9 protein-coding genes and 1 pseudogene are annotated in these 12,234 nt (G+C 62.6%); 4 read left to right on the forward strand and 6 right to left on the reverse strand.

Features of this window, described 5'->3' with window-relative positions; translation table 11 throughout:
* Window positions 1-114 precede the first annotated feature (114 nt).
* Both QJT82_RS33235 and QJT82_RS33240 read right to left on the reverse strand, forming a co-directional pair.
* Window positions 115-2,277 carry a xanthine dehydrogenase family protein molybdopterin-binding subunit gene (locus QJT82_RS33235; protein WP_245288780.1) on the reverse strand — a complete coding sequence of 721 codons (2,163 nt, stop codon included), beginning with the start codon at window positions 2,275-2,277 and terminating at the stop codon, window positions 115-117.
* A gap of 46 nt (window positions 2,278-2,323) precedes the next feature.
* The gene (locus tag QJT82_RS33240) at window positions 2,324-2,779 is read right to left on the reverse strand and encodes a (2Fe-2S)-binding protein (RefSeq protein ID WP_028341950.1); all 456 of its coding nucleotides are present in this window, start codon (window positions 2,777-2,779) and stop codon (window positions 2,324-2,326) included.
* 459 nt (window positions 2,780-3,238) lie between these two features.
* On the opposite strand from QJT82_RS33240, the pseudogene trpC reads away from it, so the two are divergent.
* Window positions 3,239-4,087: pseudogene (gene trpC, locus QJT82_RS33245) on the forward strand (indole-3-glycerol phosphate synthase TrpC).
* Between the two features lie 588 nt (window positions 4,088-4,675).
* Here the strand turns inward: trpC and QJT82_RS33250 are convergent.
* The 3 genes from QJT82_RS33250 to QJT82_RS33260 form a co-directional block, all read right to left on the reverse strand.
* Window positions 4,676-5,935 (reverse strand): arsenic transporter, encoded by a 1,260-nt coding sequence (locus QJT82_RS33250; RefSeq protein WP_264641730.1) that lies wholly within the window; start codon window positions 5,933-5,935, stop codon window positions 4,676-4,678.
* Complete coding sequence (locus QJT82_RS33255) at window positions 5,935-7,203, reverse strand: MFS transporter (protein WP_051447955.1); 1,269 nt, start codon at window positions 7,201-7,203, stop codon at window positions 5,935-5,937. Before QJT82_RS33255 ends, QJT82_RS33250 begins: the two co-directional genes overlap by 1 nt.
* 221 nt (window positions 7,204-7,424) lie before the next feature.
* Window positions 7,425-7,874 carry a hypothetical protein gene (locus QJT82_RS33260; RefSeq protein ID WP_028341952.1) on the reverse strand — a complete coding sequence of 150 codons (450 nt, stop codon included), beginning with the start codon at window positions 7,872-7,874 and terminating at the stop codon, window positions 7,425-7,427.
* A gap of 258 nt (window positions 7,875-8,132) precedes the next feature.
* Here QJT82_RS33260 and QJT82_RS33265 point away from each other — a divergent pair, with 258 nt between their 5' ends.
* The 3 genes from QJT82_RS33265 to QJT82_RS33275 all read left to right on the forward strand — a co-directional run bounded on the left by QJT82_RS33265 (window position 8,133) and on the right by QJT82_RS33275 (window position 10,745).
* On the forward strand, window positions 8,133-8,570 hold the full coding sequence (locus tag QJT82_RS33265; RefSeq protein ID WP_035631964.1) for a hypothetical protein: 438 nt from the start codon (window positions 8,133-8,135) through the stop codon (window positions 8,568-8,570).
* 85 nt (window positions 8,571-8,655) lie between these two features.
* Entirely contained in the window at window positions 8,656-9,321 is a 666-nt protein-coding gene (locus QJT82_RS33270; protein WP_028341954.1) for a response regulator transcription factor, read from the forward strand.
* Entirely contained in the window at window positions 9,321-10,745 is a 1,425-nt protein-coding gene (locus QJT82_RS33275) for a sensor histidine kinase (protein ID WP_259266125.1), read from the forward strand. The genes QJT82_RS33270 and QJT82_RS33275 overlap by 1 nt, the downstream gene beginning before the upstream one ends.
* 315 nt (window positions 10,746-11,060) lie before the next feature.
* On the opposite strand, the gene QJT82_RS33280 is transcribed toward QJT82_RS33275, so the two are convergent.
* Window positions 11,061-12,209: a patatin-like phospholipase family protein gene (locus QJT82_RS33280; RefSeq protein ID WP_028341955.1), complete on the reverse strand. Its 1,149-nt coding sequence runs from the start codon at window positions 12,207-12,209 to the stop codon at window positions 11,061-11,063.
* Window positions 12,210-12,234 lie beyond the last annotated feature (25 nt).

The following is a 12,234-nucleotide window of genomic DNA, read 5'->3' on the forward strand; positions in this document are numbered from 1 at the left end:
CTGAACCACCTTCAGATCGAGGCAGTCGACCGGAACGAGGGTGTTCGACGCCGCATTGCGGAGCGCAGCTACGGGCTAGCCGAAACGCTGCGGCGCGGTGATGACGAGCAAGGACTAGGACGACGACTTAAGCGAATCCGTATCGATCGGCAGGCTGCGAACACGTTTGCCGGTAGCGGCAAAGATCGCATTGGTCACCGCAGCACTGACGATGGCCGTCGGAGCCTCACCAACGCCACCCGGAGCCTCCGCGTTCTTGATCAAATACGTCTCCACCTCCGGTACCTCGTCGATGCGCATCGGTAGATAGCTGTCGAAGTTGCTCTGCTCGACCCGCCCATCCTTGAAGGTGATCGAGCCATGAAGTGCGGCGGTCAGTCCGAAAAGTGTTCCACCCTGGATCTGGGCTTCGATCGTGTCTGGGTTGACGTGCATGCCGCAATCAAGTGCGCAGATGATCCGCTTGACTTTGACAGAGCCATCGGCCGCCACTTCGACCTCGGCGACCTGCGAGACGTAACTTCCGTACGCGAATTGGACCGAAATCCCGCGGCCGTGCCGCGGAGGAAGTGGTGATCCCCAGCCGGCTTTCTCTGCGGCAAGCGACAATACGGCAAGCGCGCGCGGATTGTGGCTAAGCAATTCCTTTCGATAAGCAACCGGATCCCGCTTTGCGGCATGGGCGAGCTCATCCATGAAGCTTTCGACCACAAACACGTTGTGAGTCGGTCCGACGCCGCGCCACCAGGACGTCTTGACGCCGCGAGGCTCGACTTGGACATAGTCGACATGGATGTTGGGCAGCGCATAGGGCGGCTCGGCAGCCGCTTCGACCGCATCAGGGTCCAGCCCATCCTTGATATATGGGGGATAATAGCGAGCGAAGATCGAGGAGCCGGCGATCCGGTGTGTCCAGGCAACCGGCCTGCCGGCGACGTCAAGACCGGCCGACAGCCGATCGAGATAGTAGGGCCGATACATGTCGTGCTGAATGTCTTCCTCGCGACTCCAGATCACCTTGACCGGGCCGTCGACGTGCTTGGCGATCTTGACGGCAAGCACGGTGCCATCGGCCTCCAGCCTCCGGCCGAAGCCACCGCCAATCAGATGATTGTGAATTTTGATCGCATCCTTCGGCAAGCCGGTGAGTTCGACCACCAGAGCTTGCGTGATGGTCGGCGCCTGTGTCCCGACCCAGATGTCGCAACGATCCTTCTGCAGATGAACGGTGCAGTTCATCGGCTCCATCGCCGCATGAGCCAGGAAAGGCACCTGATAGATGGCGTCGAGCCGTTGCGCCGCCGCAGCAAGAGCCTTGCCTGCATCCCCATCGCTGCGGGCTACCACGCCCGGCTTGCTTGATTCTTCCTCCAGTTGCCTGACGATGTCGGCGTTGTTGACCTTGCCGTTCGGCCCATCGTCCCACGTGATGGAGGCAGCCTCGAGTCCCTTCTTCGCCGCACCCATGTGATCCGCCACCACGGCGACAGCCTCATCGATGTTGACCACCTGCCGGACGCCCTTCACCGCCAGTGCGGCTTTCTCGTTCACTGTTTTCGCCTTGCCGCCGAGCACAGGCGAGATGGCAACCGCGGCAACCGTCATACCAGGCAGCCGTACATCGATGCCGTAGAGCGCGCGCCCATCGACCTTTATCGATGAATCCACGCGCTTGGCACGCGTGCCGATCAGCGCGAAATCCTTCGGATCCTTCAATTTTACGCTTGCTGCGGCCGGAACAGGCAGTTTCGCGGCATCATCCGCAAGTTCGCCGTAGCTCAGATGTTTCGAGCCTGACTTATCGAACACGATGCCGCCCTTGGCGCGGCAAGTCGCTGGATCGACATTCCAGCGCTTGGCGGCTGCCGCAATCAGCAGATTGCGACCGACTGCCCCTGCTTGACGCAGCGGCGTCCAGAAAGCCCGCACCGAAGCGGAACCGCCTGTGTTCTGAATGCCTATGATCGAGTTGACGTAAAGCGCGTGATTCGGCGGCGCATGCTGAACCTGAATCTGGTCCAGTCTGACTTCCAGTTCCTCAGCGAGAAGCATCGACAGCGACGTGTAAACGCCCTGTCCCATCTCGACCATCGGCATGATCAGCCTGACGGCGCCGGTTGGATTGATCCGAATGAATCCGTTCGGCGCGAAGGTACCCACGACCTCGTTTTCGACCACCTGCGAAGCGGACGCCGCAAAGACGGATTCAGGGCTCGTTCCGGTGAATGCAAAGCCAAGCAGCAAGCCGGTGCCTTGGAGAAAGGAGCGCCGCGACATCGCCGTTTCGTTGCCTCGGCCCTTCAGAATCTGCCTATCCATGGTCTCAAGCTCCCGCTGCGCGCTTGATCGCGGCGCGAATGCGCTGGTAGGTCCCGCAACGGCACACGTTGCCTGACATCGCTGAATCGATGTCCGCGTCGCTCGGCTTCGGAGTGTCTTTCAGCAAGGCCGCCGCCGACATGATCTGGCCGGACTGGCAGTAGCCGCACTGAACCACCTCCAGCTCGAGCCACGCCTTCTGCAAGGCCGCGCCTTGCGGCGCCTGGCCGATCGCCTCGATCGTGGTGACCGCGCTGTCGCCGACGCTGTCAACCGATGTCTGGCAGGAGCGGACCGCTTGGCCGTCGACATGCACGGTGCAGGCGCCGCACAGCGCCTGGCCGCAACCGAACTTGGTACCGGTCATGCCGAGGACGTCGCGCAGCACCCACAGCAACGGGATGTCGCCGTCGACATCGACTTTATGTGATGTGCCGTTGATCTTTAACGTGAAAGCCATGGATGCCTCTCGAGCGCGTTGGGAGCGGGGAGCACCCACGCATTGGAAGTCCCCAACATGATCCAGTCGCCTGATGCGGCCTGGTCCGGCGGATTGAGGTTGCGCTAGCGCTACTCGATGGGGTCTCGCGATAGCGACGCCCATTGATCGCAGCGCGGAACGAAATCTTCTAATAGCTGTCATGTATGGTTTCCATGACAGCGGGGAATACTGCCGCGGTGGCACCGTGCGCCGTTCGTGAATCATGGCAGTGCAGGTGAAATCAGCGCTGGGAAACCTTGGTCACGTGATAGGATGCCGAGCATGCGAAAACGGGTCATGGACGCGCTCGCGTGTGCGTATCGGCGCGGGTCGTCGATGAAGAGGAAGTGAGTAAGTGTCGAAGTTTGTTGATTTGTATCGTTCCGATTATGTGATGCAGGCTGTTGAGCGACAAGTGAATCCACGAACGGGTCGATGATGCCGGACATCTTGAAGAAAATCGAAAGCTATAAGCGCGAGGAGATTGCTGCCTCCAAACGTGCTCGTCCTCTCGCGAGCATCGAGGCTTGCGCCAAAGCGGCGTCGCCACCGCGCGGCTTCTTCCGTGCGATCAAGGAAAAGCATGGCGCCGGCGACTATGCGCTGATTGCCGAGATCAAGAAGGCTTCGCCATAGAAGGGCCTCATCCGCGCCGACTTCGATCCGCCCGCCTTGGCAAAAGCCTATGAGGCCGGAGGCGCGGCGTGCCTTTCGGTGCTGACCGATACGCCGTCGTTCCAAGGGCATCTCGACTTCATGGTCGCGGCGCGCGCCGTAACCAATCTACCAGTGCTGCGCAAGGACTTCATGTTCGACACCTATCAGGTTGTCGAAGCCCGCGCTCACTGCGCCGACTGCATCCTGATCATTATGGCCGCGCTCGACGATGCGGCCGCCCGAGATATCGAGGACGCGGCGATCTCGCTGCAGATGGATGTCTTGATCGAGATCCACGACCGGTTCGAACTCGACCGCGCGCTGAAACTCCGCTCGCCCATGATCGGCGTCAACAACCGCAATCTACGTACGTTCGAGACGACGCTCGCGACAAGTGAGGCGCTGGCGCCGCTGATCCCGGAGGAGCGGCTGATGGTCGGGGAGAGCGGCATTTTCACGTCGGACGATTTGGCCAGGCTTGAGCGGGTCGGCATGTCGACTTTTCTTGTCGGCGAGAGCCTGATGCGTCAGTGCGATGTAGCGGCTGCAACCCGCGCGCTGCTGGAGCGGAACAAGCCAACGACAGCGGCGGAAATACCCTCCGCGCGAACCGAGCCATCCTCTCGATGAGCCCGCGGCCCAAAGCCGAAGCGTTGAATTGAATTAGCGCGGTACGCGAAAGTACCAGCGTTATTTGACGTGCCTCGAATAGTAGGTTCCAGCTTTGGGAGGCAAAATTCTCCTTATCTTTCAATGGGGATTGACTGACACTCTCTCCGCCAAGTCGAGCTTCCGTTCTGTCCCTTCCGGCGGACCGAGCGCCCCTCAAGCTATTGTTTCAACGAGTAATTTGAGATGGTTGCAGGTCCCCGCAACCAAATCGTACGATTTTGTACGCCAAACTACGATTTTCCGCGATTTCCTGCGCTCGACGGCGCTGCTTTGGACGTCGTGGCTCCGAGAAGTGGCTCCCCGAAAGAAGGGGAGCCTCCGGCTGCGGACACCATCTCGGGCTACATTCAAGGCCTCCTTGATGGCATCGAGTTCAAGCAGACTGCCTACCCGTTGGATCGCGATTCGCGAAAGGCCGCCCTGCCGCGCTTCCTATAGAGAACTTCGAGCGGCGACCAACGGCTGATCGGGCAGGGGTGCCAATTGGCGGCTTAGGTTCTATGCCAATCTTGGCGGGCTAGCCTTAGTAGCAACGGCTGAACGCACTTAACTCGCGGTCAGCGAGAGTGCGATTAGCGACAGCGCCAGTGCGGGAGGCATGACCAGGATACCGAGCCGCAGAAAGTGGAGTGCACCAACGTGCACGCCCTCACGCCGCAGCGCGATCAGCCACAGGATCGTTGCGAGCGAGCCGGTGACCGACAGGTTGGGTCCGAGATCGACGCCGATCAGAACTGCGCCGGTGATGTGATGCGACACCTGCGCGGCATGCGTCGTGGTCGACGCGATTAGGCCCATTGGAAGATTGTTGATGAGGTTCGAGGCGATCGCCGTGATGATGCCGGCACCCCACGCGGTTGCGTGCGGCGACAGCGCGGCCATCTGCTTGAGTTCCTCGGCGAGTGTCGGCAGCACGCCGGTACGATTGAGGCCCTCGACCAGGATGAACAGCCCGGCGACGAGAGGAAGGACCGACCATGAGATGTCGCGAGCGATCGATAGCGGCGATTTGCGGCCGAGCAGAAGGACCATCCCGGTCACTGCCGCGCCGCAAGCAAAGGTCGGGATTCCAAGATCGCGATCGAAGGCAGACGCGGCGAGCAGCACCACCGCAGTCGCGCCGATGCCGGCGGCAACGATCGCAGCGCTCCTCGTCAAAATAACCGGCTCTCCGTCACGCTCGTCGACGCCGCCCGACAAGCTCTTGCGCAGGCTGAACCGGAGCACGATGAAGGTCGCAGCGATCGCCACGATCGAAGGCAGCAGGAAGTAGTGTAGCCATTCCAGCAGCGTCGGCATGTGTGCGCCGAACACCACGAGGTTCGCCGGGTTCGAGATCGGCAGCACGAAGCTGGCTGCGTTGGCGATGAATGCGCAGACGAACAGATAAGGCAGCGGCTTGACCTTCGCGGTACGGGTCGCAGCGTAGACGGCGGGTGTCAGCACGACCGCGGTGGCGTCGTTCGACAGGAAGATGGTGACCAGGGTACCGACCGCATACACGATCGAAAACAACCGGGTTGCCGAGTTGCGCGCATGCCCGACAGCCTGTTCGGCCAGCCAGTCGAACAGACCCTCCTTTCGCGCGACCTCGGCCAGCAGCATCATGCCGATCAGAAAAAAATAGACATCGGTGCCTTTCGCTGCGGCCGCGGCTGCATCCCACCACGGCAACAGATCGAATGCGATCAGCAAGAGTGCGCCGGTCACGGCCCAGATGTATTCCGGAAGATTCCACGGACGCGCTATGACGCCCAGAGTTGCGAGACCCGCGATACCCCAGGTCGCTGCGTTGCTCCCGAACATCAGGCGACACTCGCAATGCTTGAGACAGTCTTGTCTGTTAGCGGCCGCGCTTTCATTGCACAAGCAGGCTTCACCAACGGAGCGAAGACGCTCCACAGCGCGACCGAGACCGTGGCGAAGCCGCCGAGAATGAGAAACATCGCTCCGTATCCGAGCTCCTGCGCGATCCAGCCGCCGATCGCGGGACTGAGCGAGGCGCCGATGCCCTGCACTGTCATCACCGCGCCCTGGCCAGCATTGATCCGCCCGGTGCCATCGAGGATCCGTGCGACGAGTCCCGGCACCGCGACGCTCTGCAAGCCTGCTCCAACACCGTCGAGGATTTGCACCGGATAAACCCCCCATTTGTTCAAGAGCCATGCCGCGATGATACCCCGGATCGGCAAGGCCATGAACGATGCCAATAGGACCAGCCAGTAACCTTCCTTTTCGGCCATTCGCATAGCGGCCAGCGAGGTCAGGATCATGGTGCCCTGGGCGATGACGATGGTCATGGCGACGAAGCTCGCCGGATCGGCCTGCTTGTCTGCGACGACGGCCAAACCGTAAAGCGGAAGCATGGCCGCATTGCCGAGGTGGAAGAAGAGCAGCGCCGCGGCAAGGATCAGCAACGGCTTCGACTCGGCCAGCACCCGCAGCCCGTTTGCCGGCCCGTCATTATTGCCCTTGCGTTCCAGCCCGCGGGCTGCGTCGTCGTCGATCGATGCGCTCGGGATCATCAGCACGGAGACGATTGAGAGGACGCCGAATAGCGCAGCAAGCCAGAATACCGCGGTGAATCCGTAGACCCACCCGACGAATCCGGACAAGCCGGCGCCCACCATGTTGCCGGCATGATTGAAGGCCTGGTTGCGGCCGTTCTGCTGGTTGAAACCGGCCTGGCGCACGATGCCGAGCGTGATGCCCGCGACCGCCGGCCCGATCGAAGCACCCGCGATCGCGGTCGCGACCTGAGAGGCAGCCACCAGCCAGAACTCCTGCGACAGCAGCACGATGCCGGACGCGATGACGGTGCAGATACCGGGGATGATGACGAAGAGCTTCTTGCTGCGGGTGGCGTCGATCAGCGCGCCAGCGGGCGTCGTCATCAGCATGCCGGCGACGCCGCCCGCCGTCATCACCGTTCCGATCCAGCCGCTCTGCCAGCCGTGCGCGAGCAGGAACACGCCGAGGAACGGGCCGATGCCGGCCTGCATGTCTGCCATGAAGAAGTTCAACGCGAGCAGCGGACGAAGCACGCCATCTCGATTTGCACTGAGTGTGGTCATCGGCGTTGCTCTTCAAATGCTCGAACTAAGGAAAATGCCGGCCTGTACCAGTCGCGTCGAAATTTCATGGATCGCATCGAGACGTTGCATCCCCAAGCTTGATTGAACAATCGCGCCCGCGCGATGAGGCCCTCAACGAACCCCCGAGCCGGTGAGTTCCGGCTCGGGCTCGCTTCGACGTTGCGCGACTTGGTCAGAGCGGACGTCAGTCGTCCCAAGCGCTAAGCGGTGTCGTGTCCCGCGCCGACAAGCTTGGCTTTCCGGATTCGTCCGCCCAATTCGACGTGGAGTTCGTAAGTCTCGCCGTTGCGCCGGCCGTCGAGTTCGAAATGCTTGGGCTTGCGGCGGGGCGTGCCCAGCGGCTCGAACCCGGCAGCGCGCGCGGCCTCGACGGCCGTAGCGACGTCGGCGGGTTCGTGGTGGCCGTGATCGGGCTTCTTCTTGTGCTGGATCGTCACAGTCTCGCCGTCGCACGCGAACCGCGTCACCTTGAGCTCGGAGGGCTTCTGTTCGCCTTCCAGCACGACGTCGGCGCCGATCCGGAGCTTGACGCGATCCGCGCCGTGCGGCGTGAGATCGGCAAGTACGGCGCCGCTCGAGGTCTGAACCACAAAGCGGTGCGCGAACACGTACACGATCTTTCCGGATAGCTTGATCTTGTCTTCTGACATCCTGATCTCCTGATTGTTATCCACTTGTCATTGTCAAAGCGCCCTTTTCCCCGGCGCCCTGTTTCCTGGAGTGTCTTTTTCTCAAAGCGTCTTGGGCCCCGGAGGCGGCGGTGGCGGGGCATCGGCCCGCGGCGGTGGCGGCGGAGGAACGTCAGCCCGCGGGGGCGGCGGAGGAGGCGGCCCGTCGGCCCGCGGCGGTGGCGGCGCTCCGCGAGGTGGATGCGGCGGAGGACCGAACGCCTCGGTTCGGCCGTCGGCATGAGAGACGATCTGAGCGCGGAAGATGCCCTGATCGAACATGCCCTGGACTGTCACCGCCTCGCCTTTGACGATGTCGGCGTTCTCGCCGCGCGGTCCGAGATCGATCAGAGCGCGGCCGCTGCCGTCCTCGACAACGAACATGTGGCCGAAGATTTCGGCGACGTTGCCGCGCACGGCGGATGGGCCGCCGGGTTGCAGCCTGTCTATCGCAGTCGGCTGCAGCAGCAAGACGCTGCGCGGCTGCCAATTCTGGGCGACGCGAACGCCGCCGGCACCGGCAGCCGCACCTGCGAGAAGCACGGCAAGTGCGGCTCCGGCCAGCAGGCCGCGATGCCGGACCTGCCGGCGTTCGGGCGGCGACGGGGTGGGGTCACTCTGTGCATCGCTTTCGGTCATTGGAGGCTCCTTTCATCGATTGCGATGCCTGGAGCCTAGGGTGCCGTCCCCAATCCAGCCTGAACCGTTCCGTTCAGGTTGGGTTAAGCTTGGGCGCCTAGTTCCGGTCCGAGGTGTGAACCGAATGAAAATCCTTCTGGTCGAAGACGATCGCCTGCTGGCGCACGAGATCGCCCGCGCCCTGCGCGAGGAGAATTTTGCGGTCGACATCGCCGTCAATGGTGAGGACGGGCAGCACCTCGGCGAAACGGAATCCTACGATGCCGCGGTGCTCGATCTCGGGCTGCCCAAGGTGCCCGGGGTCGAGGTGCTGCGCGGCTGGCGCAAGAACGGCCGGCATTTGCCAGTGTTGATCCTGACCGCACGCGACGGCTGGACCGACAAGGTGGACGGCTTCAAGGCGGGCGCTGACGACTATCTCACCAAGCCGTTCCGGATCGAGGAATTGGTGATGCGGCTGCGCGCACTGGTCCGTCGCGCCTCCGGGCACGCCGCACCGCGCATTTGCTGCGGGCCGCTCAGCTTCGAAACCCAGACGGGCGTGTTCGAGCTGGACGGACTGCCGTTGAAGCTGACCGCGCTGGAATGGCGCATTCTTGAATGCCTGATCCTGCGCAAAGACACCGTGGTCGAGCGCGGCCTCCTGGCGGAAAAGGTTTATGAAGGCGACGTCGGTACGGATTCGAATTCGATCGAGGTGATCGCCGCGCGGCTCAGGCGCAAGGTCGGGAAGGCACTGATCGAGACCGAAAGGGGCCGCGGCTACAAGCTCAATTCCGGATCCCGATGATGAGCCGGAACGCATCGCTCGGCCGGCGTCTCATGATCGGGGCCGGCGTGTTCATCACCGCGGCCCTGATCGTTGCCGCGATTCTGATATCATTCGTGCTGCATCGGTTCGTGCAGGGCCAAATCGATCAAAGGCTCGACGCCCAAATCCTCTTCCTCGCGTCCATGCTTGAAGTGGACGGCGCCGGCTACATGCGTCTCGCGGGATCCGCCGATGGGCCGCCGTTCGATCGACGCCGGCACGGCTGGTACTGGCAACTGTCCGGACCAAAGAATGTCTTGCGGTCGCGGTCGCTCGATGGGGCGGATCTTGCTGCGCCCGACCTCCGCAATAGACCGTTGCCGCCCCCGCCGCCGCGTCCTCCGGCCGGCGACGATCCGCCGCCGCGAGAACGCCCGCTGCCTGCCGACGGCAAGGGTCCATACGACCGCATGCTTCACTTCCGCATCTTGAACGTGGCGGTGGCCGGCACCCCCGTCACGATCGTGGCCTCTGCGCCCAGAGACGCGGTGCGCGGACCGCTGTGGGAGGCGATGCGCACATTGGGCCTGTCGCTCGGGGTGCTCGGCGTCGCACTGATCTGCGCGATGCTGATCCAGGTTCGTCTGGGATTGCGACCGCTGGAACGGCTTCGTCTGGCGGTCGCCGATGTGAGATCGGGCCGTCGCGACACAGTGCCCGATGCTCAGCCGGACGAAGTGCAGCCGTTGGCGACCGAGCTCAATGCGCTGCTGATCCAGAATACCACCAATCTTGAGCGGGCGCGCAAACACGTCTCGAACTTGGCACACGGACTGAAGACGCCGCTCGCCACACTGGCGATCGCGCTGCAAAAGCAGCCGTCGGGTTCAGACGATCTTCACGGCATCGTCGTGCTGATGGACCGACGCATCCGGCATCATCTGGGGCGCGCCCGGTCGGCCGCAATCGGCGGTCCGGTTCGGGCCAGAACGGTGATCGCGTCACGCGTCACGGATCTTGCTCTCGTTCTCGGCAAAGTAAACGCTGACAAGGCAATCGATTTTGTCAATGACATGCCGGCTAGCCTCGCCGTGGCCTGCGAACCGCAAGATGTGGACGAAATATTGGGAAACGTGCTGAAGAACGCGTTTTCCTGGTGCCGCAGCAAGATCGCTGTCGGATCTCTCGAGGAGATGCGAAGCGTCATCATCGTCGTCGACGATGATGGACCGGGACTTTCGCCGGAGCAGATGTCGCAAGCGGTGCAAGCCGGCCAACGGCTCGACGAGAGCTCTCCAGGATTCGGCTTCGGTCTGTCGATCACGCGCGAGCTTGCCGAGTTGTATGCCGGATCCCTGACTCTGGACCGGTCACCACTCGGAGGACTTCGAGTAGCGATACGTCTGCCGTCCGCGGGCCCGGATCGACCAATTATTCCAGATGCCTCGCGACGTCCTCATTGAACAGTCGCGGGTGCGTCGCCGCCAGGAGCTTTGGCTCCCGGATAAACGACAGGCAGGCGAACACCGTCCGGTGCTTTTGAGGGCGGTCCTTGCATGGTCCTCGACGAACCAGCATAGCGGTGGCGTTCAACACCGGGAAACGGCGATGGAGCAGGCGTAGCGAGAACTGGTTCGGTGCGGAATCGCGGGCTCGCTTTTCGAATCAAATTACAAGAACTGCTTCGTCCAACGATGGCATCCTGCGCCCGATGCCAAAGGCGAAGCGGCTGTGTCGACGTATGCCGATCCGAAGCAAAAGCCGGCCGCAGCCCGTGTCTACTCGGCCGCGAGGAGCGCCTCCCGGGGCTCCTCGTGGAGAATGACGCCAGACAGCGGGTCGAATTCGCCGATCCAGGGCCGGCGTTGCAGCACCGCCTTGGTGTGCGCATAGCCAGCGTCCCAGCGTTGCATGATGCCCGACGGACTGAAGTCGATATCCTTGGTGTGGGTCTCGCGGTCGAGCTGCGGCGCCAGCAGGCGAACGACGTGCATGCGTGTTGGGCAGCCATAGCTTGCGAGTTCGCGGACGGCCGCGCTGTTGCGTTCGGCCTCCGGTAGGCGTTCGGCGAGCTGATTGATGACATGGCGCAGACGATGCGCCTGCTGCTGGCGCGCGATGTGGCTGGCAATCCGGCTGGAATATTGCACGTCCTTGTGCCGGTTCAACACCTCCGCCATTGTGGTCGGCTCGGCGCCGGATGGATTCCAGAGGTGCACGGCAAAGATCAGCGAATTCCGGCGCGGATTGTCGTCGAACACCGCTTCCGTCGGGGTGTTGGACAGAATGCCACCGTCCCAATAGAGCTCGCCATCGATGCGGATGGCGGGGAATGCTGGTGGCAGCGCGCCGGAGGCCATGACGTGCCTGAGGCCAAGCCTGACGTCGCGGCTGTCAAAATAGTGCATCTCGCTGGTGCGAACATGCGCCGCGCCGACTGTGAGCCTTGGTCGGCATTGGTTGACGAGGTCGAAATCGACGAGCTCGGTGAGCGTCTTCTCCAGCGGGGCTGTCGAATAATAGCCGGCATTGTCGGCGCCGAGCGGATAGCTGTCACCCGCATGCGCAAGCGCGTTCGGCCGGAAGAAGCCGGGAATGCCGTTGGTCACCGTTGACCAGTACGACAGCTTCTCGTTGAAGCCTGGAAAGACATCGCGAAAGCTCCAGACCGGGCTCTGCTCCATCTTCTTCCAGAACTCGCGCAGCCGCGACACCCGCCTCTCTGGCGCATTGCCGGCGATGAGGCTGGCATTGATTGCGCCAATCGAGGTGCCGATGATCCAGTCCGGCTCGATTCCGGCCTCGTGCAGCGCCTGGTAGACGCCGGCCTGGTAGGAGCCGAGCGCACCGCCGCCTTGCAGCACCAGGACGACTTGCCCTGGATCGGAAGCCTGCGTCTTCGACGAACAATTGTTCTGGCGGGTCATATCAAGCTCCCTGCTGTTCATCCCT

This window comes from Bradyrhizobium sp. Mp19 (genome assembly GCF_029952935.1).
GTDB lineage: Bacteria > Pseudomonadota > Alphaproteobacteria > Rhizobiales > Xanthobacteraceae > Bradyrhizobium > Bradyrhizobium elkanii.